A 23,989-nucleotide genomic window follows, 5' to 3' on the forward strand; every position below is an offset into this window, starting at 1 on the left:
ACCGCAAGGGGCCGCATTGCGGCCCCTTTCTGCTTCACTGCATTTTCAGTTCTTTTTTCACCAGTTCCAGCAGCTTGCCCAGGTCCACCGGCTTGAGCAGGAAATCCACCACTCCCAGGTGCATCACATCCACCGCCTCTTTCACATCGGTGTCGCCCGACACCACGATGATCGACAACGCCGCCCACTTTGACTCGCGTATCTGGCGGATCAAGTCCATCCCGTCCTTGGGTTCCATGCGCAAATCCGTGATCATCAGTGCGATTCTGGGTTCCCAGTGCAACTTCCAAAAAGCCTCCTGGGCACCATCGGCGGTCATGCTGTCGATACCCCTGCTTTTCAGGTAATAGCCTAGAGCCTCGCTGTTCACTGGGTTGTCATCAACGATCAACACCAACGGTTTTGGCGCGACAGGCGCACTCACCACGGCCAATGCCTCGCGTTCGGCGTCGCTCAGGATGTCGGTTTGCTCAGGCATGGCCATCTCGTCAAAAAAATTCTGCTTCAGCATTAGGACCGCATTACTTGCGTAACCCGTTTCGCCTTTCGTCGGGTCTCTGACAGGGGTACTCATAGACTTACGTCCAATGGGCACCACCCCGCCGCAAGCCGACCATGGAGGCAGAAAACAACAGGGCCGGCACCTATATATAGATATATATAGTTCGGCGTAGCGATACGGTCAGTTTCATGAGCAAAAAGGACGCCTACAGCCAGGCGGGCAGGACAGCAGTACTGCAGAACATTCAAGGCACCCTGCAGTTTCTGCAGCGCTTTCCGCCGTTCAACCAGATGGAGCACAGCCACCTGGCCTACCTGGTCGAGCAGTGCCAGCTGCGCTTCTACGCCGGTGGCGAAAGCATCGTCAAACCTGCCGATGGGCCGGTCGAGCACTTCTACGTCGTCAAGCAGGGCCGCGTGGTTGGCGAGCGCCAGCACCTGGTCAAGCCTGGCGTGGAGACCACCTTCGAAATCACCAGTGGCGAATGCTTCCCGCTGGCCGCCCTGCTGGGCGAGCGGGCGACCCGCACCGAGCACCTGGCCGGTGAAGACACCTTCTGCCTGCAGTTGAACAAGGCCGCGTTCATCCGCGTGTTCTCGATGTCTGAAGTGTTTCGGGATTTTGCCCTGCGTGGAGTGAGCAGCCTGCTTGACCAGGTCAACCAGCAAGTACGCCAGCGTGCGGTGGAAACCCTCGGCACCCAGTATTCGTTGAACACCCCCCTGGGCGAACTGGCCATGCGTCACCCGGTGGTGTGCAGCGGCGACACGTCCCTGCGCGAAGCCGTGCGGCTGATGCACGAGCAACAGGTGGGCAGCATCGTGGTGGTCGACCCGCAGCGCTACCCCACCGGCATATTCACCCTGCGCGACCTGCGCCAGGTGGTGGCCGCGGAGGATGCCGACCTGGGTGCGCCCATCGACCGGCACATGACCGCCAAGCCGTTCTACCTCAGCCCCCAGGCCAGCGCCTTCGACGCTGCCATGGCCATGACCGAGCGGCATATTGCCCATGTGTGCCTGGTGGAAAACCGGCGCCTGTGCGGGGTGGTTTCCGAGCGCGACCTGTTCTCTCTGCAACGGGTCGACCTGGTGCACCTGGCGCGCACCATTCGCCATGCGCCTCGGCTGGATACCCTGGTCTCGCTGCGCGGTGAAATCAGCCAACTGGTCGAGCGCATGCTGGCCCATGGCGCATCGTCGACCCAGATCACCCAGATCATCACCCTGCTCAACGACCACACCGTGTGCCGGGTGATCGAGCTGGCCCTGGCCGAGCGTGGCGACCCCGGCGTGCCCTTCAGCTGGCTGTGCTTTGGCAGCGAAGGGCGACGCGAGCAGACACTGCATACCGACCAGGACAACGGCATCCTCTTCGAAGCCATCGACAAGGCCGAGGCCGACGCCATCCGCGCCCGCCTGCTGCCACTGGCGCAATACATCAACCAGTGCCTGGCCCAGTGCGGCTTTACCCTGTGCAAGGGCAACGTCATGGCCGGCAACCCTGACTTGTGCCTGTCGCGCAGCGAATGGGCGCGGCGCTTTGCCGGCTTTGTTCGTGAAGCCAGCCCGGAAAACCTGCTGGGTTCGAGCATCTACTTCGACCTGCGGGTAGTGTGGGGCGACGAACAAGGCTGCGAGCAACTGCGCCAGGGCCTGCTTCAGCAGGTCGCCGACAACCGCATCTTCCAACGCATGCTGGCCGACAACGCTCTGCGCCAGCGCCCGCCGGTAGGTCGCCTGCGCGAGTTCGTGCTGACCCGCCAGGGCAACGACAAGGCCGCCACCCTCGACCTCAAAGTCCAGGGCCTGACGCCCTTCGTCGATGGCGCCCGCTTGTTGGCCCTGGCCAATGGCATTGGCGCCTGCAATACCCTGGAACGCCTGCGCCAATTGGTGGCCAAGGGCGTGATCGAGCCGCTGGACGGCGCCGCCTATGAAGAGGCCTACCACTTCATCCAGCAGACCCGCATGCAGCAGCACCAGCGCCAGACCCGCGACAACCTGCCGTACTCCAACCGGCTTGACCCGGACAACCTCAACCACCTGGACCGGCGCATCCTGCGCGAATCCCTGCGTCAGGCCCAGCGCCTGCAAAGCAGTCTGGCCTTGCGGTATCAGCTATGAGCCTGTTCGCCTGGCTGCGCCCCAGTGCGCCCGAACTGGACTCCATCACGCGCCAGCGCCTGGCCCGACACGCCAAACCGGCGCCCCTGGGTGTGTGCAGTTTGCGCGAGCAGCGCTGGGTGGTGCTGGACCTGGAAACCAGCGGGCTCAACCCCAACCGTGACCAGGTGCTGTCGATCGGGGCGGTGGCCATCGAGGACGGTGCCATCGACTTTGCCCAGCAGTTCGAGCGCACCTTGCACCGGCCGTTGCAGAAAACCAACGCCAGCGTGCTGATCCACGGCTTGGGCCCCAGCGCTCTGGCTGCAGGTTGCGACCCAGCCGAGGCCTTGCTGGATTTGCTCGATTTCATGGGCGACAGCCCGGTGCTGGCGTTTCACGCGCCATTCGACCAGCGCATGCTGGCACGGGCGTTGAAGGAAAGCCTTGGTCATCGCTTGCAATCTGTTTTTCTCGACGTTGCCGAGCTTGCGCCGATGCTCAACCCCGACACGGTGTTGCGCGAAGCCGGGCTGGATGACTGGGTGGCGCGCTTTGGCTTGCAAGTGGAAGAGCGCCACCACGCCAGCGCCGATGCCCAGGTGACTGCAGAGCTGGCACTGATCCTGTTCAGCCAGGCCCGGCGCCAGCAGTTGGACAGCCCGTTGCAGCTGGAACAGCGACTGCGCAGGTGGCGGCGGCGCAACGTGCAAAGTCACGGTTTGTAGGGTTTGAGTGCGGCAGGGCCTGTCAAATCGAGCGCCGCCCGGGGGCGCTCGATTTCACAGGCGCTAAAACACTCAAGCCAATCCCATCACCCTTCCCCATGATGGCAATCCGATAAGCGTCCATTGCACCCACCCCCTCCCCTCTGCAACAATCGCGAATAATTATCGTTAGTTAATACATTCGTTCCGGGGGGACGCTGCTTGTCTTCTGCACAGAGCCCACACGCCGATCTGGTCGATTCGCTGTACCGCGACCATCGCGGCTGGCTGCTCGCCTGGCTGCAACGCAGCATGGCCTGCCGCCAACGTGCCGAAGACCTGAGCCAGGACACCTTCGTGCGCCTGCTGGGTCGCGAGCGACTGGACACACCCCGCGAACCCCGCGCCTTTCTCGCCGCCGTGGCCAAGGGGCTGATGTTCGACCACTTTCGCCGCGCCGCGCTGGAACAGGCCTACCTGGCCGAGCTGGCGCTGATCCCGGAAGCCGAACACCCCTCGCCAGAAGTGCAGCACCTGATCCTCGAAGACCTCAAGGCCATCGACCGCCTGCTCGGCAAGCTGTCGAGCAAGGCCCGCGCGGCGTTCCTGCATAACCGGCTGGACGGCATGGGCCATGCCGAAATCGCCGAACGCCTGGGCGTTTCGGTATCGCGTGTGCGCCAGTACATCGCCCAAGGCATGCGCCAGTGCTACGTGGCCCTGTACGGGGAGCCGACGTGAGCAACGCACCGGTTTCGTCCCGGGTACTGGAAGCCGCCATCGCCTGGAAACTCAGCCTCGACGACGCCAGCGGCACACCGGATGAGCGCAACGCGTTCATGCGTTGGCATGCCGCCAGCGAAGAACACGCGCGTGCCTGGCGCCAGCTGGGCGCCATGGACCAACGTGTCAGTGCTGCGGCCGGCCCGGCACGCCAGGCCCTGCTGCAAACGCGTGTCGGCCTGCGGCGACGCATCGGCAAGGTTGGCGGCGGGCTGGCCGGTATGTTCCTGCTCGGTTCGCTGCTGGCCTGGGTCGGTGCCCCGTCGCTGGCGCCCAGCTACTGGCTGGCCGACCAGCGCACCGCCACGGGCGAACTGCGTACCTTGCGCCTGGAAGACGGCACACTGCTGAGCCTGAACACCCACACCGCCGTGGATATCGACTATGCCGGCGAACAACGGGTGATTGTGCTGCACCAGGGCGAAATCTCGGTCGAAACCGGCCACCAGGACCCGCGCCCGCTGCTGGTGCGCACCGACGACGGTCGCCTGCGGCCATTGGGCACACGCTTCCTGGTGCGTCGCGAAGCTGAAGGTACACGCCTGGAAGTGCTACAAGCCTCGGTCGCCGCCATGCCGCATAACAGCGGCGACGAACACGTGCTGCGTGAAGGCCAGCAGGTGCTGATGAACGCCAACGGCCTCGGCCAGGTCGGCACGGTGCCAGCCGGTGCCGATGCCTGGACCCGCGGCATGCTGGTGGTCGACAACGTGCGCCTGGGCGACCTGCTGGCAGCACTGGGCCAGTACCGCAGCGGCTACCTCGGGGTGGACGCCAGGGTCGCCAACCTGCGCGTGACCGGCAGCTTCCCGCTGACCGACACCGATCTGGCGCTGGCATCGCTAGTGCCGGCATTACCGGTGAAGATCGAGCGGCATACCCAGTGGTGGGTCAACGTCGTTCCCAAATAAACCCGCACCGCCCTCATCGCGGGTGACCCCTTTCCCACAGCCCCCCACCGGTTTCAGGCCGTGTGAAACACCTGTGGGAGCGGGTTAACCGCGAAGCGGCCAATGCAGGCAAAAACCAATTTCAAATAATTCTCACTTTTTTTCAGATTCACCCTGTCACTTTTCAAATCTCGCTCGGCAAGGAAGCAGCAAGCACTTACCCGTCGAGGAACCGCCGCATGTCCCGTGCCGTAGATCGTATCCTGCGCCCCAGCCTGATGGCCCTGGCCATCGCCGTGGCCGCACCGCTGGCCAGCACTGCCTTGTTCGCCGCCGAGCAGTCCGCTCCGCGCGCCTACAACCTGCCCAGCGCGCCACTGGCCACCACCCTCAACCAGATCGCCAGCCAGGCCGGTATTGCCTTGGCCATCGACCCGGCACTGGTCAGCGGCCGCTCCTCGGCCCCGGTAAGCGGCCAGTACGACGGCCTCGGCGCCCTGCAAGCCGCCCTGCGCGGTACTGGCCTGCAGTTGCAACAGAGCAGCGCGGGCAGCTACAGCCTGGTGGCCGTCCCGGATGGCACCCTGGCGCTACCAGAAACCACAGTAGACGCGGCGAGCGTTTCTGAAAGCGCCTGGGGCCCGGTAGACGGATACCTGGCCAAGCGCACCGCCGCTGGCACCAAGACCGATACCGCGCTGGTCGAAGTCCCTCGCTCCATTTCCGTCGCCACTCGCGAGCAGATGAAAGACCGCGGCGTGCACAGCCTGGATGATGCCGTGCGCTACATGCCTGGCATCGTGTCCGCCAGCTTCGGCAGCGACACGCGCTACGACTGGATGCGCGTGCGCGGTTTCGAGCCCACTCAGTTCCTCGACGGCCTGCCACTGCCACGCGGTGTGTACGCCAACCCGAAAGCCGAAACCTGGAACCTCGACCGCCTTGCCCTGTTGCGCGGCCCGGCGTCCTCGCTGTATGGCCAGACCCCACCCGGCGGCCTGCTGGACATGGTCAGCCGTCGCCCACAAGCAGAAAGCGAGCATGAGATCGAACTGCAGTACGGCAGCGACAACCATCGCCAGATCAACTTCGCCAGCACCGGCAAAATCGACGATGAAGGCCGCTTTCTGTATGGCGTCAGTGGGGTAATCCGCGACGGCGGCACGCAGATCGACCACATCGACGACAAGCGCTACAACATTGCCCCGAGCCTGACCTGGAACATCGACGAGGACACGACGCTGACCTTGCTCACCCAGTTCACCCGCGACGATACCGGTGCCACCAGCCAGTTCCGCCCTATCCAGGGCACCAAGATCGACATGCCATTCGGCAAAATCTCGCACCACAAGAACCTCGGTGACCCGGACTACGAGTTCTACGACCGCACCTATTACGCGCTGGGCTATGCCTTCGAGCACCGTATCAACGACGTCTGGCAGTTCCGTCAGAACCTGCGCTACACCAAGACGGACTTGTCGTTCCAGACCATCACGCCCGGCAGCTATTACGAGCCCGGTGGCCCGGTGAAAGACGATGGCACGGTCAGCCGCATGTCCACCAACACGGACGAAGACATCAGCCAGTTCGCCGTGGACAACAACTTCCAGGCCGACTTCACCACTGGCGACATCAGCCACACCCTGCTGCTCGGCCTGGACCACCAGCGCATCAACACCAATTACCTGTCGATCTTCGGCTTCAACGTGCCGGACAGCAATGTCATCAACCCGGTCTACGGGGTGCCAATCACTCGCCCGGACCGCTCCACGGCGTTCTACGACTACAACCAGAAATCCCGTCAGACCGGCTTGTATGTCCAGGACCAGATGGCGCTTGGCAACTGGCGCCTGACCTTGGGCGGTCGTGAGGACTGGGTGCATACCGGTACCAAGTACTTCAACCAGGGCGATGCCACCAATACCCAGCGCGACAAGAAGTTCAGCGGCAACGCGGCCATCAGCTATGTCTTCGATTCGGGCTTCGTGCCGTACCTGTCGTATGCCGAGTCGTTCCAACCTACCAGCAATGCCAGCGCTTCAGCGACCGAGTCGCTCAAGCCGACCGAAGGCCAGCAGTGGGAGCTGGGCATCAAGTACCAACCACCGGGCTCCAACACCCTGCTGTCGGCAGCCGTGTATGACCTGACCCAGAAGAACGTCTCGGTCACCAACAACGTCGGTGGCGTAACCGTCACCAGCCAGACCGGCGAAGTGAAAGTTCACGGCCTGGAGCTTGAAGCGGTTTCCGACGTTACCGAAAACCTGAAAGTGATTGCCGCTTACACCCTGGCAAAATCTGAAGTACAGGACGGCCTGTACAAAGGCAACCGCCTCCAGCTGATGCCGAACCAGCAAGCCTCGGTATGGGGTGACTACACCTGGCACTCCGGCGTGCTCGACGGCTTTGGCATTGGCCTAGGCGCGCGTTACACCGGCAATACCTATGGCGACCAAGGCAATACCTACCTGGGCAAGGCCAAGGCCTACACGGTGTTCGATGCATCCGTGCACTACGATCTGGGTCGCCTGGACACCAGCCTGAAGGGCGCGTCGGTGGCGGTCACTGCCACCAACCTGTTGAACAAGGATTACCTCTCTACCTGTGACTCGTACTACTGCTACTACGGCGATGAGCGCAGCGTTGTCGCCAGCGCCACTTACAAGTTCTGAGTGAGCTGGGGCCGCTTTGCGGCCCCAGGCTCCAACAGACAACAATCGGTACCGTGATGAAAAGCCCAACCATCCGCCGCTGGTCCGTGATCCACACCTGGAGCAGCTTGGTCTGTACCCTGTTCCTGCTGTTACTGGCAATCACCGGCCTGCCGCTGATCTTCCACCACGAACTCGAACACCTGCTCGGCGACGCCCCCGAACTGCGTGAAATGCCAGCAGGCACCCCACACCTCGATTTGCAGCAGCTCGTACTCAAAGCGCAGCAGCACCGACCCGGCGAGGTCATGCAGTACTTTGGCTACGAAGAGGACGAACCCAACGGCGTGGTGGCCATCACCGCCGCCACCGCTGGCACCGACCCCAACCTGTCGCACACCTTCATGCTCGACGCCCGCACCGGCGAAGCAGTGGCCATGCCCGCCGCCAATGGCGGCTTCATGATGGTGATGCTGCGCCTGCACGTGGACATGTTCGCCGGCTTGCCCGGCAAACTGCTGCTGGCCTTCATGGGTGTATTGTTCATCGTCGCGATCGTTTCTGGCACCGTGCTCTATGCGCCGTTCATGCGCCGCCTGGACTTCGGCACCGTGCGCCACGAAAAGTCCCGCCGCCTGCGCTGGCTGGACCTGCACAACCTGATTGGCGTGGTCACCCTGGCCTGGGCATTGACGGTAGGCGTGACCGGTGTGATCAGCGCCCTGTCCGACCTGGTCATCGCGGCTTGGCGCAACGACAGCCTGGCCGCCATGGTTGCCCCCTACCGCGACGCCCCGCCGCTCACCGAGCGCGCACCCGCCACACGCCTGCTGGAAATTGCCGAACAGGCCGCCCCCGGCATGCGCCCGGATTTCATCGCCTTCCCCGGCACGCGCTTCTCCAGCGAGCACCACTATGCGGTGTTCATGAACGGTGCCACGCACCTGAGCTCGCACCTGTTCACGCCGGTACTGATCGATGCCCGCACCCTTGAGGTGACAGCGGTCGGCGAGCGCCCCTGGTACATGGACGCCATGGGCCTGTCGCAACCCTTGCATTTCGGCGACTACGGCGGGCGGCCGATGCAAATCCTCTGGGCGGTGCTCGACGTGCTGACCATCATCGTGCTCTGCAGCGGCCTGTACCTGTGGTGGGGCAAGCAGCGCAAGCCCAGGGAGGCGCGTGCATGAGCCACAAGTCGCAAACCACTGCGCGCATTTTCGCCTGGCCGGCGCTGATCGCCTTGCTGGGCGCCCTGGGGCTGTTCGCCGCCTTGCTCGGTGATGGCGGCTGGGATGGATTGTCCTGGCTAGGCCTTGGGCTACCTGCGTGGTTCTCGATACGCGGCCTGTGGCGCCGCTGAGGTAGCCCGCTGAAACCGGGTGTTGCCGAACGATTACCCGCGGATCATTCGGCCAGCTTGGGCAGCAGCCGGTCTAGCCGCTGATGCAAGGCACTGCCGCTCGGCCAGTTACGCAGCAGCCGCGCCCGGTCACGGGCGTAGGCCGGGGCGAAGCTGAGCTGGGTAGCGTGCTGGCACATGGCGTCGAGGTCGATCAGCGACCACCGGCCGTTGTCCCAGAACAGGTTATGGCCCTTGAAGTCGCCATGGCTGATGCGTTCGCGGATCAGCTGCTGCATCACATGCACCAGGGCGTCTACCTGTTCCTCCGGTGCATCGCCGTTCTCCACGAACGGTGCGAAACACGCGGTGAGGTCCGGGCCATCGACGTACTCGGTCACCAGGTAAGCACGGCTGCGCAGCCCCATGACCCGTTGCTCCAGCACCGCCAACGGTTTGGGTGTGGCAATGTCGAGGAACTCCAGACGATGGCCCTCGATCCACGAATGCCAGGCACGGCTCGGGCGCCAAAAGCGTTTGAACCAATGCGCGGTGTTCTTGATGTTGTAGCGCTTGAGCACCAGCTGACGACCGTTCACTTCGATGCGTGCCACACTGGCGGCGCCACCGGTCTTGTACAGATGGCCCTTGTCGATCAGCGTATCGGCCTGCGCCAGCACCGGCTGCATGGCGCTGACTTCACTGCGGCGGATCGCCTGCAACCCCGAGAGGCTGCGCTGGACGCTGAACAAGCTGCACTCGCGGCCGGCCTTTTCCAGGTAGTCCTTCTGCCGCCAGTTGCGCACCTTGTCTACCTGTTTCTGCAGGGCTTCCAGCGGTAGCGCATGCTCGGCATTGGCCAGCAGGTAGTGCACCAGCAGCTCTTCGATGAACGGCTCCAGGCGCTTGGGCAATTGGGCGAAGAACACGCCGAGGTTTTCCAGCACACGCGGACGCGACAACTGTTGGCCAGGTGTTTCGGCCTTGATGCCAGCGCCGTCGATCAAGTACAACTTGCCGCCATGGCGCAGCAGGTTGTCCAGGTGCAAGTCTTCCTGCCACAGGCCTTGGGCGTGCATGTGCGCAACGGCGGTGAGCGCTTCGCCTAGCACCAGGTGCTGTTCGTCACCCAGCACGGGCAGGTTTTCAACTGCGGCCCAGGCATCGGCCAGGCTTTCGGCACCGTCGAGGAATTCGAACAGCAGCCAGCCGCCTTCGCCTTCCTTGAGGCCGTCGGCCAGCAGCTTGGGCGTGGTCAGGCCCTGCTCGGCCAGCAACTTCACACCTTGCAGCTCGCGCTGGAAATGCCTAGCCGCGTTGCCGCCTACCAGCAACTTGGCCAGCACCGGGGTGCCGCGCCACACACCAGCGCCCACATAACGCTGGCCTGGCAACACGCGCAGCAAGCTGAGCAGTTGCAGGTCAGCGCTGCCAGCGGCATCGGCCAGGGTGATGCTCAGCGGCAACGACGGGTTGCGGCCGGCATCTTTCAATTCAGACAAACGCATCAGCGGGCCTCTTTTTCACGACGGCGTTGCGTCAGGCGTTGCAGCCAGGTATTCACCAGCGAACCATCGGCCGGCTGTGCCAGGTACGTGGCCAGCAAGGTACGCACATCCTGCTCGCTCCAGGCCTGGGCGCGGCGCAGCAGCGGCTCCAGGTCCTTGAGGCGGTCGCGCATGCCGAACAGCAATGGCCGGGTCTTTTCCAGGTCGATCAACTGCGCGTCCCAACCGTCGCGGCGTTGGCGCAGGAAGATGTGCTTGGGGTAGAAGCAGCCATGCACCTGGCCGGCGCTGTGCAGTGTGCGCGCCAGCTGGCCGCAGGCCTGCAGGATACCGTTGCGTTCGGCGTCGCCCAGCTGTGGCCATTGGGCCAGCAGGCCGTCGAGGTCGGCCCACTCGTCCAAAGCGCGGGTCATCAGGATGGCCCGGTGCTTGCCGCCCTGCTTGCGCTCACCATAGAACACTGCCTGCAACGCAGGAATGTGCAGCTTCTGGTAGCGGCTGATGTTGCGAAACTCACGGGCAAAGGTCGGCTCGCCGAACGGCCGGTGCAGGGTGCGGGTCAGGTAGTCGCTCTGGCGCTTGAGGTAGTAGCCCTTGCCTTCGAGTTCCAGGCGAAACACGCTGCTCCAGCCGCCACGGCCGGTGTTGGGTTCGTCCACAGCCTCGAGTTGCAGCGCCCACAGCGCCTCGAAGTCGTCCAGGCCATGGCGTTTGAGCAGCGCGAGGTCCGCGCTGGCCAGGTAATCGGTCATTCCCTTCCCTCGAAAAAGCCCAATACCTGGCGAATGCGCTTCTTGTCGCGCACATTCAGCCGGTCGCGGCCACGGTATTGCAGGTAGAAGCGCAGGCGTTGGGTGGCGGACAGGTGGTATTTGGCCACCTTGTCCAGGCATGCCAGGTCCTTGATCATCCGGTGTCGCCACATGAAACCGCGCCAGAAGTCGCCGGTGGGGCAGTCGATGAAGAATAGCGTGCCCTGGTCATCGACCAGCAGGTTGCGCCACTTCAGGTCGTTGTGGGCGAAACGGTGCTCGTGCATTACCCGGGTATGGCGCGCCAGCTGACGGCTGACATGGTCGACCCAGGCACGGTCGGCCAGGCGCGCATCGTGGCGCTCGGCCAGTGCCGACAGGTCTTCGGTGCGCGGCAGTTCACGGGTGATCATCGCCCCACGGCCAAATGCCAGGCCGTTGCGCTCCAGGCCCCAGGCCACCACCTCAGCAGTGGGGATGCCCCACTTGGCGAACTGTTTGAGGTTCTGCCATTCGGCCTTGATGCGCGGCCGGCCCAGGTAGCGACGCATGTGCTTGCCGGCCCCGGTGTAGCGCTTGACGTAGTAGTTGACCCCGCTGCGTTCGATACGGACCACTTCGCTGAGCGGGTCGCGGGTCAGGCGTTCGCCCTGGATGGCAAATACCGCATCGAGGCTGCCGAAGTCCGTCGCCAGGTGTTCGTAACCCGGCGCCAGTGTCCAACTCGCCATCAGAGTGCATCCCCATAGCGTTGCTTGCGATCGTAGAGTTTCTGCGCCTTGCGCTCCAACCAGGCGAGCAACGCGGCTTCGTCCTTGAGGACTTGGCGCAGCGGGCGCTGGAAGTAACCGCGCAGGAAACGCAGCTTGTCGCGCTGGGTCAGGCCGATGTCCAGCGCCGAGAAGTACAGCGCGGCCAGGTCCTTGTCACGCCAGCGGCGGCTGATTGTCGCCCGGGTTTGCGCGCGGTGCAGGTCGATCACCGACAGTTTGAAGTCATCCGCCGTCACCGGTCGGTCGGTGTGCAGCAGGAAATGGCAGATATAGCAGTCGCGGTGGTTGACCCCAGCGCGGTGCATACCGCCAGTCATCTTCGCCACTTCGGCGATCAGCGCGCGCTTCAGGCGTGGCTCGGGCGGCTGCTTGACCCAGTCGATGCTGTAGTCTTCAAGGCTGATGGTTGGCGCCAGTTCTTCGGTGATGATGAACGAGTGCTGCGTGGCCGGGTTGCTGCCGCGCTCGCCGTAGGCGACGGCGGTCATGGTCGGCACACCCACCTCATGCAGGCGCTGGATGGCCCGCCACTCCTGGCCGGCGCCGAGCACTGGCAGCTTGGCCGTGAACAAGTTCTTGAAGATTTCGCCCCAGCCAATGCCGCGGTGGATCTTGACGAAGAACCCCTCGCCCTCCACCTCGGTACGCAGCGTGCGGCGCCCTTCCAGTTCGCGATAGACCTCGCCTTGCAGCGCTTCTACGGCGTCGAAGGCATCACGCCCGGCCCACAGGCGTTTGAAGGGTTCGGCCACTATCAGCTTCATGCGGTTTTCTGCCCCAGGATCACGTCGGCAGCATGCTGCGGCATGCTGTACAGATCGGCGGTTTCTGCATATGCCAGGCCGTTGCGCGACCAGCTGGCGCGGGCCTGCGGGTCTTCGAGCATGCGCTGCAAGTAACCGTTGAGCTGTTCCTGCTCGAACGGCTCGTCCAGCACCAGGCCACTGTCGGCCTCGGCGATGTAGTGGGCGTAGCCGCACACCTTGGACACCAGCACCGGCAGACCGGCCACCAGCGCTTCGAGCAGCACTGTACCGGTGTTCTCGTTGTACGCCGGGTGAATCAGCAGGTCGGCACCCAGCAGGAAGCGCGGAATGTCGCTGCGGCCCTTGAGGAACTGCACCTGGTCGCCCAGGCCCAGGGTGGCGCTTTGCAGCTGGAACACCTTGGGGTCGTCCTGGCCGATCACCATCAGCTTCGTGCGTTTGCGCAGGGCCGACGGCAGCGCGGCCAGGGCCTTGAGGCTGCGGTCCACACCCTTGGTCTTGAAGCCCGAACCAATCTGAACCAGCAGCAGGTCATCCTCGCCCAGGTTGAATTCCTTGCGAAACTCGGCGCGAATCTCGGCGGCATTGGCCGGCGCACGGCGGTCCTGGGAAATACCCGGTGGCAGCAGGTGGAAGCGTTCCACCGGGGTGCCGTAGTGCTTGATGAACAGCGGCTGCTGCACTTCGGAAATCATCAACACTTCGGTATGGGCGTCCTTGGCGAACACCGCGCGCTCATACTCGGCAAAGTGCCGGTAGCGGCCCCAGCGGCGGTACAAGCCACCGCGCAAGGTCTGCGCCTTGTCCTCGAAGCAGCCGTCGGCAGCGTAGTACACATCCAGGCCCGGCATTTTGTTGAAGCCGATCAGGCGGTCGACCGGGCGCTTGGCCAGGTCGGCGGCCATCCAGGCACTGAGTTTCTCATTGCGGCGGTGGTTGAAAATCGCTTTCACCGGCGCCACCAGCACTTCGAAGCCCGGCGGAATGTCACCCTCCCAGATCAACGTGTACACACGGATCTGGTGGCCCCGCTTCTGGCATTCCAGGGCAATGCGCATGAAATCGCGCTGCAGCCCGCCGAAGGGGAAATATTTGTAAAGCACGAAAGCCAGTTGCATCAACGGACATCCTCAGCCAGCAGCAACGCGCTCAAGCGGCCCGCCACATGCTCGGGATTCAGGCGAGTGAAGCACAGCGGCCACTCGCGTTTCAGATCGAACCGGCGCAGGTCGTCGGCGCTCGGTTTGTAGGTGCACTTCTTCTGCAGGCAGGGAGCGCATGGCCAGTCACTGGCCTGGTGAATCTGGGTCCGTCCGTAGGCGCCAGTCAGGCCCGGGTTGGTCGGGCCGAACAGCGAAATGGTGGGCACATCGAGTGCCGCCGCCAGGTGGCCAAGGCCGGTGTCGACCGCCACGCAGGCTTTTGCCGCCGCCAGTACGCGCGCGACGCCGGCAAGGTTCAATTTGGGGAGCACCTGGCAGTTGTTCAAGCCCTGAGCGATACGCTCGGCCCGCGCCTTCTCGGCCGGGTTGCCCCAGGGCAGACGCACTTCCAGCTTACGCCGGCCCATGCGCTCGGCCAGTTCGCGCCAGTAGGCTTCGGGCCAATGTTTGGTCGCCCAGGTGGTACCGTGCAGGAACACCACATAAGGCGCAGCCGGCGGCAACTGCAGGCGGTCGAGGTCCAGGCCGTAGTTGCCAATGCCCTCCGGCAGGTCGTAGGCCAGGGCCATGGCGAACAGCTGGCGTACCCGTTCCACGGCGTGTTGGCCGGTGGCAACCGAAAGGCGTCGGTCGTAGAAGCGGCTTGCCCAGCCTTCGCGTGCCGAATAACGGTCCAGGCCGGCGACCGTGGCCTTCACGTAGCGGGTCAGCCAGGCCGACTTGACCAAGCCCTGGGCATCGATAACCAGATCGTACTTGCGCTCGCGCACCCGTTGCTTGAACGCCTTCCACTCACCACTCTTGATGGTTTGCCACACGTTCTTGCGCCAGCGGCGGATGGCCACCGGGATCACTTGGTCGACCGCCGGGTGCCAGCTGGGGATTTCGGCGAAGCCTTCTTCAACTACCCAGTCGAAACGGATACCCGGAATGGCATGAGCGGCATCGGTGAGTGCCGGCAGGGTGTGGATCACATCACCCAGCGACGAGGTCTTGATGATCAGTACCCGCACTTAGTCGACCTCGGCCACGGTATCGATCAGGTCCGGCCCGCTCAGGCTGTGCAGGGCGGCGATGACTTTGCCCGGTTCCAGCAGGCGCAGGCAGTTGTAGTGGCCGAAGCGGCAGGTGCGGTCAAAGCATGGGCTGCACTCGATGCCCGTGCGCACTACTTCTACCTGTTCGGCCAGCGGCGGGGTGAAGCCGGGCGAGGTCGAGCCGTACACCGCCACCAATGGGCGATTCAGGGCTGCGGCCACGTGCATCAGGCCGGAGTCGTTGGACACCACGGCATGGGCGCAGGACATCAGGTCGATGGCTTCGGCCAGCGAAGTTTCACCGGCCAGGTTGGACGATTCTTCACGGAACCCCGGGATCAGCCGGTCACGTATCTGCTCGCCGACCGGGTGATCGTTCTTCGAGCCGAACAGCCACACCTGCCAGCCCTGGCGGATCATCGCGTCGGCCACGGCGGCATAGTGCTCGGCGGGCCAGCGCTTGGCCTCGCCAAACTCGGCGCCAGGGCACAGCGCCAGCACCGGGCGGTCCAGCTCCAGGCCGAACTTGGCCAGGGCGGCGTCACGGCTTTGCGCTTCGATCTGCAGGCTGGGGCGCGGGTACGGCTGCGGCAGCTCAGCGCCGGGGGCGTAGGCCAGGGCCATGAAGCGCTCGATCATCAGCGGGTAGCGGGCCTTGTCCAGTTTGCGCACATCGTTCAACAGGCCGAAGCGCATTTCGCCGCGCCAGCCGGTGCGTTTGGGGATGCCGGCAAAGAACGGCACCAATGCCGACTTCAGCGAGTTGGGCAGCAAAATGGCCTGGTCATACTGGCCGGCCAGGGACTTGCCGATGCGCCGGCGCGTGGCCAGCTCCAGCGCGCCGTGGCCGAGCGGGAAGCTCAAGGCCTGGCGCACTTCAGGCATGCGCTCCAGGATCGGCCGGCTCCACTCGGGGGCCAGTACGTCGATCACGCAGTCGGGGTGCTGCTGTTTCAGGCACTGGAACAGGGTCTGCGCCATCACCATGTCGCCGACCCAGCTGGGGCCAATGATCAGTATTCTCATGCTTAGTCCAGAAACGCTCGGGGAGGCTACAGGCTGTGGTACAGCCTGGCCTCCCCTCTTTATATTCAGGCTATGTGGCGGACAGTGTACCACTCAGGCAGGTCCATGGCTGATCGCGGCCCCTGCGGGACCTTCAAGCCAACCCCAATTCACCCCAGATCCGCCGCACTTCGCGGCGCTCGTCGGCAAACTGCGCCGCATCGATCACTCCGGCCTGCTTCTGCAAAGCCTGGCGGTGCGAAGCCGAGCGGAACGCCTTGTACACTTCACGCAACAGCACCGCGTCACTGGCCGGCATCAAGTTCGCCTGCTCCAGCTCTTCCAGAATGCGGATGTTATCGGTCCATCGGAGTATGGCCGGGTGGTCGTGGGACCAGGCCAAAGCGGCGTATTGCACCATAAATTCGATATCGACGATACCGCCTGCATCCTGCTTGATATCGAAGGGCACACCGGCCTCGAAGGCGTTGGCCGCAGTACCGGCAGCCGTCGCCTTGGTACCCAGGTTGTCACGCATCTTGGCGCGCATGTCACTCACTTCGCCGCGCAGTTTTTCCAGGTCGCGGGGCTGGCCGAGCACCTTGGCGCGCACACCTTCGAACGCCGTGCCGACCTGCTTGCAGCCCACCAGCACCCGCGCCCGTACCAGCGCCTGGTGTTCCCAGGTCCAGGCCTCGTTCTGCTGGTAACGCTCGAACGCGCCCAGCGAGCTGACCAGCAGCCCCGAGGCGCCGGACGGGCGCAAACGCATGTCCACGTCATACAGCTGGCCCGAGTTGGTCTGGGTGGTCAGCAAGTGAATGATGCGCTGGCCCAGGCGCGTGAAGAACTGCGCGCTGTCGATCGGCTTGGCGCCGTCGGTTTCGGCCTGCGGGTCGCCGTCATGGATAAACACCAGGTCCAGGTCCGAACCGTGGCCAAGCTCCAGGCCGCCGACCTTGCCGTAACCAATGATGATGAACCCGGGGTCGCACAGGCTGCCGTCGCTGCGCTTGGGCTGGCCGTGGCGGGCCACGGTCTGGCGCCAGGCCAGGGCCAGCACCTGGTCGAGAATGGCTTCGGCCAGCCAGGTCAGGTAGTCGCTGACTTTCATCAGCGGCAGGTTGCCGCTGATTTCCGAAGCAGCTACGCGCAGGCTATGGGCCAGTTTAAAGTGGCGCAGCGCTTCCATCTGCTGCTCGAGGTCGTCCTCGGGGATACGCGTCAGGCGTTCGCGCAGCTCACTGGCCAGCTCTGGCGCCAAGGGCGGGCTGAACAAGCGGCCTTCATTGAGCAGCTCATCAAGCAGCAGCGGGTAGAGCGCGATCTGCTCGGCAATCCATGGGCTGGCAGCGCACAGGGTCAGCAGGCGGCGCAAGGCACCTGGGTTTTCGGTCAGCAGCACCAGGTAGGCCGAGCGCCGCGCCACGGCCTCGACCAGCGGCAACACCCGCTCCAGCACCAGGTCGGGGTTGTCATGCTCCACCGCCTGGGCCAGCAACCGTGGAATAAATGCGTCCAGGCGCTCACGGCCAATGCGCTGCATCGAGCGCAGCTGTGGGCTGGAGCGCAACCCGGCCAAGCGCCGCAAGGCCTCGACGGGCTGTTTGAAGCCGGCTTCTTGCAGCTGCCGGCCAGCGGCTTCTTCATCCTGCGCCTGCTCCCACAGCGGCGACCACTCGCCCCCCACCACCAGCTCGCCCTCGCCGTCTTCATCATCCGGGTCGGCGATGACCTGGCGGAAGTGCCAGTCGATACGGCCACGCCAGTACATCAGCTGGTCGTGGAAGCTCTGCCAGTCGGCAAAGCCAAGGATATACGCCACCCGCGCCTGGTCGGTCTCGCTCTCGGGCAGCATCTGCGTCTGGCGGTCGGCGATGGCCTGGATGGCGTGCTCGGTGTAACGCAGGAATTCATAGCCCTCGCGCAGCTCGGCGACCACTGCCGGCGGCAGATAACCCTGGCCTTCCAGCGTGGCCAGCACTTTGAGCAACGGCCGCTGCTGCAGGCTGAGGTCGCGCCCGCCGTGGATCAGCTGGAAGGCCTGGGCGATGAATTCCACCTCTCGGATGCCACCGGCACCCAGCTTGATGTTGTCGGCCATGCCCTTGCGCCGCACTTCCTGCTGGATCAGTTGCTTCATGGTGCGCAGCGCTTCGATCGCGGAAAAATCCAGGTATCGGCGGTACACGAACGGGCGCAGTACTTCCTGCAACTGCGCGCCGGCGGCCTGGTCGCCCGCCACTACCCGCGCCTTGATCATCGCGTAGCGCTCCCAGTCGCGGCCCTGGTCCTGGTAGTACTGCTCCAGTGCGTTGAAGCTGAGCACCAGTGCGCCGGCCGAACCATACGGGCGCAGGCGCATGTCGACGCGGAACACAAAGCCGTCGACGGTCACTGGGTCCAGTGCCTTGATCAGCCGTTGGCCAAGGCGGGTAAAGAACTCCTGGTTATCCAGCGAGCGCTTCACCCCTTCGGTTTCGCCGCCTTCGGGGAAGCCGAAGATCAGGTCGATGTCCGACGACAGGTTCAGCTCCACCGCCCCAAGCTTGCCCATGCCCAGCACCACCATGTGCTGCGGCTGGCCGCTGCGGTTGCCGATGGGCGTGCCGAACTGCTGGCAATGGCGCGGATACAGCCATTGGTAGGCTTCGTCGATGGCCGCATCGGCCAGGTCCGACAGGTCGCGGCAGGTTTCGCCCAGCTCGGCTTGGCGGGTGATGTCGCGCCAGATGATGCGCAGCTGCTGGCGGTTGCGCGCGCGGCGCAGGTTACGCGCCAGTTCGTCTTCGCTCTGCGCCGCCTGGGCAGCCTCGGCAATTTGCCCGCGCAACTCACCCGGGGCGTAACGCCGCTCCAACTCGCCACTGGCCAGCAGGGCAAACAGCATGGCCGGGTCGCGCTGGGCCACCCCCAGGACATAATCGCTGGCGGCGGCAACCTGATCGAACTGTTGCCGATGGGCTGGGCTCCAACCGTTCAGGTCAAGATCGGGGTGGGCAGCCACGGCATCGCTGATGAATTGCCGGTTGCGAACGACCAGTGGTTGCAGGGTGACGGGCAGATCGGAGGGCAAAGGTAGGCGCATGGTCTATCCTTGATCGGCGTGAAATAGAGGGGGAAAAGCGGCCAAGGGGAAGCCGGACCACGGTTGGACTGTCGTACAAAAGTTGGAAATAGCTGAAAAAAAAGAAAACTTGGCAACAAACATCAAGAACCACCCGTTCGCGACACAATGCCAACCAACATGAACGTTTTTCCTCACAAGCCAAGGTGCGACCAAACGTCGCACAAATGTAGTTTTACTACTACTCGCGTCGTGCAAAAGCATGAAATGCGAACGCAAATGTAGTAAAACTACAACGCGCCGGAAGACACCCCGGTAATCCAAGAATTCACGACGTCTGCCCATAAGGCCAGTCGCAATCTCAGGCAATCGATTCTGGTTGCCTTTCCGCCCTGGAGCAAGCCATGCAAGACCTCGATCCAATCGAAACCCAGGAATGGCTGGATGCCCTGGAGTCGGTCCTCGACAAAGAAGGCGAAGACCGCGCTCATTACCTGATGACCCGTATGGGCGAGCTGGCCACCCGCAGTGGCTCCCAGCTGCCGTATGCGATCACCACGCCATACCGCAACACCATCCCTGTCACCCACGAAGCACGCATGCCTGGCGACCTGTTCATGGAACGCCGCATTCGCTCGATGGTGCGTTGGAACGCCTTGGCCATGGTCATGCGCACCAACCTGAAAGACTCGGACCTGGGCGGACACATCTCCAGCTTCGCCTCCAGTGCCACCCTGTACGACATCGGCTTCAACTACTTCTTCCAGGCCCCGACCGAAGAACACGGTGGCGACCTGATCTTCTTCCAGGGCCACGCTTCGCCAGGCGTCTACGCCCGTGCCTTCATGGAAGGCCGCATCAACGAAGACCAGATGAACAACTTCCGTCAGGAAGTGGACGGCAACGGCCTGTCTTCGTACCCGCACCCATGGCTGATGCCTGACTTCTGGCAGTTCCCGACCGTATCGATGGGTCTGGGCCCGATCCAGGCTATCTACCAGGCACGCTTCATGAAGTACCTGGAAGCCCGTGGCTTCATCCCGGCCGGCAAGCAGAAGGTCTGGTGCTTCATGGGCGACGGCGAGTGCGACGAGCCGGAATCCCTGGGCGCAATCGCCCTGGCCGGCCGCGAGAAGCTGGACAACCTGATCTTCGTCATCAACTGCAACCTGCAGCGCCTCGACGGCCCGGTTCGCGGCAACGGCAAGATCATCCAGGAACTCGAAGGCGTGTTCCGTGGCGGTGGCTGGAACGTCAACAAAGTCGTCTGGGGCCGTTTCTGGGACCCACTGCTGGCCAAGGACACCAACGGTGCCCTGCAGCGCCGCATGGACGAAGTCATCGACGGCGAGTACCAGAACTACAAAGCCAAAGACGGCGCGTACGTTCGTGAGAACTTCTTCAACACCCCAGAGCTCAAGGCCATGGTCGAAGACCTGTCCGACGAAGAGATCTGGAAGCTCAACCGTGGCGGCCACGACCCGTACAAGGTCTACGCGGCCTACCACCAGGCTGTGAACCACAAAGAGCAGCCGACCGTCATTCTGGCCAAGACCATCAAGGGTTACGGCACCGGTGCTGGCGAAGCCAAGAACACCGCGCACAACACCAAGAAGGTCGACGTCGACAGCCTGCGTCACTTCCGTGACCGCTTCGACATCCCGGTCAAGGATGCCGACCTTGAGAACCTGCCGTTCTTCAAGCCGGAAGAAGGTTCCGCCGAAGCCAAGTACCTGGCCGAGCGCCGCGCAGCCCTGGGTGGGTTCGTGCCGCAGCGCCGTGCCAAGAGCTTCAGCGTACCGACCCCATCCCTGGAAACGCTGAAAGCGATCCTGGACGGCTCGGGCGACCGTGAAATCTCCACCACCATGGCCTTCGTGCGTATTCTGGCGCAGCTGGTCAAGGACAAGGAAATCGGCCAGCGCATCGTCCCGATCATCCCGGACGAAGCCCGTACCTTCGGTATGGAAGGCATGTTCCGCCAGTTGGGCATCTACTCCTCGGTCGGCCAGCTCTACGAGCCAGTCGATAAAGACCAGGTGATGTTCTACCGCGAAGACAAGAAGGGCCAGATCCTCGAGGAAGGCATCAACGAAGCCGGCGCCATGTCGTCGTTCATCGCTGCCGGTACCTCGTACAGCTGCCACAACCAGCCGATGCTGCCGTTCTACATCTTCTACTCGATGTTCGGCTTCCAGCGTATTGGCGACCTGGCCTGGGCCGCTGGCGACAGCCGCACCCGTGGCTTCCTGATCGGCGGTACCGCCGGCCGTACCACCCTCAACGGTGAAGGCCTGCAGCACGAAGACGGTCACAGCCACATGATGGCGGGCACCATCCCGAACTGCCGCACCTACGATCCAACCTACGGCTACGAGCTGGCGGTGATCATCCAGGACGGCATGAAGAAGATGACCGAAGAACAACAGGACATCTTCTACTACATCACCGTGATGAACGAATCCTACCAGCAGCCAGCCATGCCGGCCGGTGTCGAGGAAGGCATCATCAAGGGCATGTACCTGCTCGAAGAAGACACCCGCGAAGCCGCGCACCACGTACAGCTGATGGGCTCCGGCACCATCCTGCGCGAAGTCCGCGAAGCGGCGAAGATCCTGCGTGAAGAGTTCAACGTCGGTGCCGACGTGTGGAGCGTCACCAGCTTCAACGAACTCCGTCGCGACGGCCTGGCCGTGGAACGCGCCAACCGCCTGAAGCCTGGCCAGAAGCCACAGCAGACTTACGTCGAAGAATGCCTGAACGGCCGCAAAGGCCCGGTCATCGCCTCTACCGACTACATGAAGCTGTTCGCCGAGCAGATTCGCCAGTGGGTACCGAGCAAAGAGTTCAAGGTTCTGGGTACCGACGGTTACGGTCGCAGCGACAGCCGCAAGAAGCTGCGTCACTTCTTCGAAGTCGACCGCCACTTCGTGGTGCTGGCTGCCCTGGAAGCCCTGGCTGACCGTGGCGAGATCGAACCTAAGGTTGTTGCAGACGCTATCGTCAAGTTCGGTATCGACCCGGACAAGCGCAACCCACTGGACTGCTGAGGAGTATTTTTAAGTGAGCGAACTCATTCGCGTACCTGACATCGGCAGCGGTGAAGGTGAAATCATCGAGCTGTTCGTCAAGGTCGGTGACCGTATCGAGGCTGACCAGAGCCTGCTGACCCTGGAGTCCGACAAGGCCTCCATGGAAATCCCGGCCCCCAAGGCCGGCGTCATCAAGGAACTGAAGGTCAAGCTGGGCGATCGCCTGAAAGAAGGCGACGAGCTGCTGGTTCTGGAAGCCGAGGGCGCCGCTGCTGCGGCCCCTGAGGCTCCGGCCGCTGCCGCTGCGCCGGCTGCTGCTCCAGCGCCTGCCGCCGAAGCCGCCCCTGCTCCGGCCGCAGCTCCGGCTGCCGCCAGCGTGCAGGACATCCACGTGCCGGACATCGGCTCGTCGGGCAAGGCCAAGATCATCGAAGTGCTGGTCAAGGTCGGCGACACCGTCGAAGCCGACCAGTCGCTGATTACCCTGGAGTCCGACAAGGCCTCCATGGAAATCCCGTCGCCGGCTGCCGGCGTGGTCGAAGAAGTCCTGTGCAAGCTGGAAGACGAAGTCGGCACTGGCGACCTGATCTTCAAGCTCAAGGTTGCTGGCGCTGCACCTGCTGCCGCTCCGGCACCTGCCGCAGCTGCTGCCCCGGCCAAGGCTGAGGCTGCTCCGGCCGCCGCACCTGCCGCTGCCGCCCCGGCTGCAGCCCCTGCACCGGCTGCTACCGCACCGGCCGCAGGCAGCAACGCCAAGGTTCACGCAGGCCCGGCTGTTCGTCAGCTGGCCCGTGAATTCGGTGTCGACCTGGGCGCAGTCGCGGCCACTGGCCCGCACGGCCGCATCCTGAAAGAAGACGTGCAGGTCTACGTCAAGGCGATGATGCAGAAGGCCAAGGAAGCGCCGGCAGCTGCTGGTGCAACCGGCGGCGCTGGCATCCCGCCGATCCCTGCCGTGGACTTCAGCAAGTTCGGTGAAGTGGAAGAAGTGGCCCTGACCCGCCTGATGCAGGTCGGTGCCGCCAACCTGCACCGCAGCTGGCTGAACGTGCCGCACGTGACCCAGTTCGACTCCGCCGACATCACCGAGCTGGAAGCCTTCCGCGTTGCGCAGAAGGCCGTGGCCGAGAAGGCTGGCGTGAAGCTGACCGTGCTGCCACTGCTGCTCAAGGCCTGCGCCTTCCTGCTCAAGGAACTGCCGGACTTCAACAGCTCGCTGGCGCCAAGCGGCAAGGCCATCATCCGCAAGAAGTACGTGAACATCGGCTTCGCCGTGGACACCCCGGATGGTCTGCTGGTCCCTGTGATCAAGAACGTCGACCAGAAGAGCCTGCTGCAACTGGCCGCCGAAGCCGCGGCGCTGGCTGAAAAAGCCCGCACCAAGAAGCTGTCGGCCGACGAGATGCAAGGCGCTTGCTTCACCATCTCCAGCCTCGGCCACATTGGCGGCACCGGCTTCACGCCGATCGTCAACGCGCCGGAAGTGGCTATCCTGGGCGTCTCCAAGGCGACCATGCAGCCGGTCTGGGATGGCAAGGCGTTCCAGCCGAAGCTGATGCTGCCGCTGTCGCTGTCCTACGATCACCGTGTGATCAACGGCGCTGCCGCTGCGCGCTTCACCAAGCGCCTGGGCGACGTGCTGGGCGATATCCGCACCATGCTGCTGTAAAGCTGCCCACTGCCCCTGCGTGCAGGGGCAGTACCCTTTTCGAGCTGCCACGCTCGTACCTCAACCCCGTCGATTGGCGGGGCTTTTTTTTTCCGCCGATTGGGATCCCCGGACGCCAAAAATCTCAAGGCGAACTAATATTCCCGACCAGACAGCCGATAACCCGTCCACAGCATCGCACATGGCCGCTTGCCAGCCCTCGGGACATGATGCAACCTTGCCAGATCCAACGCCGC

18 protein-coding genes are annotated in these 23,989 nt (G+C 63.7%); 9 read left to right on the forward strand and 9 right to left on the reverse strand.

What is annotated here, in order from left to right; genetic code table 11:
• Positions 1 to 34 precede the first annotated feature (34 nt).
• Complete coding sequence (locus tag APH42_RS08770; protein WP_060493154.1) at positions 35 to 574, reverse strand: response regulator; 540 nt, start codon at positions 572 to 574, stop codon at positions 35 to 37.
• A gap of 116 nt (positions 575 to 690) precedes the next feature.
• Here APH42_RS08770 and APH42_RS08775 point away from each other — a divergent pair, with 116 nt between their 5' ends.
• From APH42_RS08775 to APH42_RS30130, 7 genes are all read left to right on the forward strand, one after another.
• Positions 691 to 2,628 (forward strand): DUF294 nucleotidyltransferase-like domain-containing protein, encoded by a 1,938-nt coding sequence (locus APH42_RS08775; RefSeq protein WP_060493155.1) that lies wholly within the window; start codon positions 691 to 693, stop codon positions 2,626 to 2,628.
• Positions 2,625 to 3,335, forward strand: coding sequence for a PolC-type DNA polymerase III (locus tag APH42_RS08780; protein ID WP_012270151.1), 711 nt, complete (start codon positions 2,625 to 2,627; stop codon positions 3,333 to 3,335). Before APH42_RS08775 ends, APH42_RS08780 begins: the two co-directional genes overlap by 4 nt.
• Positions 3,336 to 3,536: 201 nt before the next feature.
• Positions 3,537 to 4,055 carry an RNA polymerase sigma factor gene (locus APH42_RS08785; RefSeq protein ID WP_012270150.1) on the forward strand — a complete coding sequence of 173 codons (519 nt, stop codon included), beginning with the start codon at positions 3,537 to 3,539 and terminating at the stop codon, positions 4,053 to 4,055.
• Positions 4,052 to 5,008 (forward strand): FecR domain-containing protein, encoded by a 957-nt coding sequence (locus APH42_RS08790; protein WP_060493156.1) that lies wholly within the window; start codon positions 4,052 to 4,054, stop codon positions 5,006 to 5,008. The genes APH42_RS08785 and APH42_RS08790 overlap by 4 nt, the downstream gene beginning before the upstream one ends.
• Before the next feature lie 218 nt (positions 5,009 to 5,226).
• Positions 5,227 to 7,659 (forward strand): TonB-dependent siderophore receptor, encoded by a 2,433-nt coding sequence (locus APH42_RS08795; RefSeq protein WP_060493157.1) that lies wholly within the window; start codon positions 5,227 to 5,229, stop codon positions 7,657 to 7,659.
• A 56-nt stretch (positions 7,660 to 7,715) separates the two neighbouring features.
• Positions 7,716 to 8,828, forward strand: a complete 1,113-nt coding sequence (locus APH42_RS08800; protein WP_012270147.1) for a PepSY domain-containing protein — start codon at positions 7,716 to 7,718, stop codon at positions 8,826 to 8,828.
• Positions 8,825 to 9,001: a hypothetical protein gene (locus APH42_RS30130; protein WP_012270146.1), complete on the forward strand. Its 177-nt coding sequence runs from the start codon at positions 8,825 to 8,827 to the stop codon at positions 8,999 to 9,001. The genes APH42_RS08800 and APH42_RS30130 overlap by 4 nt, the downstream gene beginning before the upstream one ends.
• Positions 9,002 to 9,045: 44 nt before the next feature.
• Here the strand turns inward: APH42_RS30130 and APH42_RS08805 are convergent, their stop codons facing one another.
• The 8 genes from APH42_RS08805 to glnE form a co-directional block, all read right to left on the reverse strand.
• Positions 9,046 to 10,488, reverse strand: a complete 1,443-nt coding sequence (locus APH42_RS08805; protein ID WP_060493158.1) for a lipopolysaccharide kinase InaA family protein — start codon at positions 10,486 to 10,488, stop codon at positions 9,046 to 9,048.
• Complete coding sequence (locus APH42_RS08810; protein WP_012270144.1) at positions 10,488 to 11,240, reverse strand: lipopolysaccharide kinase InaA family protein; 753 nt, start codon at positions 11,238 to 11,240, stop codon at positions 10,488 to 10,490. The genes APH42_RS08805 and APH42_RS08810 overlap by 1 nt, the downstream gene beginning before the upstream one ends.
• Positions 11,237 to 11,971, reverse strand: coding sequence for a lipopolysaccharide kinase InaA family protein (locus APH42_RS08815; RefSeq protein WP_012270143.1), 735 nt, complete (start codon positions 11,969 to 11,971; stop codon positions 11,237 to 11,239). The genes APH42_RS08810 and APH42_RS08815 overlap by 4 nt, the downstream gene beginning before the upstream one ends.
• Complete coding sequence (gene rfaP, locus APH42_RS08820; protein WP_060493159.1) at positions 11,971 to 12,777, reverse strand: lipopolysaccharide core heptose(I) kinase RfaP; 807 nt, start codon at positions 12,775 to 12,777, stop codon at positions 11,971 to 11,973. Before rfaP ends, APH42_RS08815 begins: the two co-directional genes overlap by 1 nt.
• A complete protein-coding gene (locus APH42_RS08825) occupies positions 12,774 to 13,898 on the reverse strand; it encodes a glycosyltransferase family 4 protein (protein WP_012270141.1) in 1,125 nt (374 codons plus the stop codon). Before APH42_RS08825 ends, rfaP begins: the two co-directional genes overlap by 4 nt.
• Positions 13,898 to 14,956, reverse strand: coding sequence for a lipopolysaccharide heptosyltransferase I (waaC, locus tag APH42_RS08830; protein WP_012270140.1), 1,059 nt, complete (start codon positions 14,954 to 14,956; stop codon positions 13,898 to 13,900). Before waaC ends, APH42_RS08825 begins: the two co-directional genes overlap by 1 nt.
• Positions 14,957 to 16,006, reverse strand: coding sequence for a lipopolysaccharide heptosyltransferase II (gene waaF / locus APH42_RS08835; protein ID WP_012270139.1), 1,050 nt, complete (start codon positions 16,004 to 16,006; stop codon positions 14,957 to 14,959).
• Between the two features lie 133 nt (positions 16,007 to 16,139).
• A complete protein-coding gene (glnE, locus tag APH42_RS08840; protein WP_060493160.1) occupies positions 16,140 to 19,073 on the reverse strand; it encodes a bifunctional [glutamate--ammonia ligase]-adenylyl-L-tyrosine phosphorylase/[glutamate--ammonia-ligase] adenylyltransferase in 2,934 nt (977 codons plus the stop codon).
• A 383-nt stretch (positions 19,074 to 19,456) separates the two neighbouring features.
• Between glnE and aceE the strand changes: the two genes are divergently transcribed.
• The gene (gene aceE / locus APH42_RS08845; RefSeq protein WP_060493161.1) at positions 19,457 to 22,102 is read left to right on the forward strand and encodes a pyruvate dehydrogenase (acetyl-transferring), homodimeric type; all 2,646 of its coding nucleotides are present in this window, start codon (positions 19,457 to 19,459) and stop codon (positions 22,100 to 22,102) included.
• 13 nt (positions 22,103 to 22,115) lie between these two features.
• Positions 22,116 to 23,753 carry a dihydrolipoyllysine-residue acetyltransferase gene (gene aceF / locus APH42_RS08850; protein WP_012270136.1) on the forward strand — a complete coding sequence of 546 codons (1,638 nt, stop codon included), beginning with the start codon at positions 22,116 to 22,118 and terminating at the stop codon, positions 23,751 to 23,753.
• The last annotated feature ends 236 nt before the right edge of the window (positions 23,754 to 23,989 follow it).

Origin of the sequence: Pseudomonas sp. NBRC 111140, assembly GCF_001320885.1 — a bacterium.
GTDB classification, from domain to species: domain Bacteria; phylum Pseudomonadota; class Gammaproteobacteria; order Pseudomonadales; family Pseudomonadaceae; genus Aquipseudomonas; species Aquipseudomonas putida_P.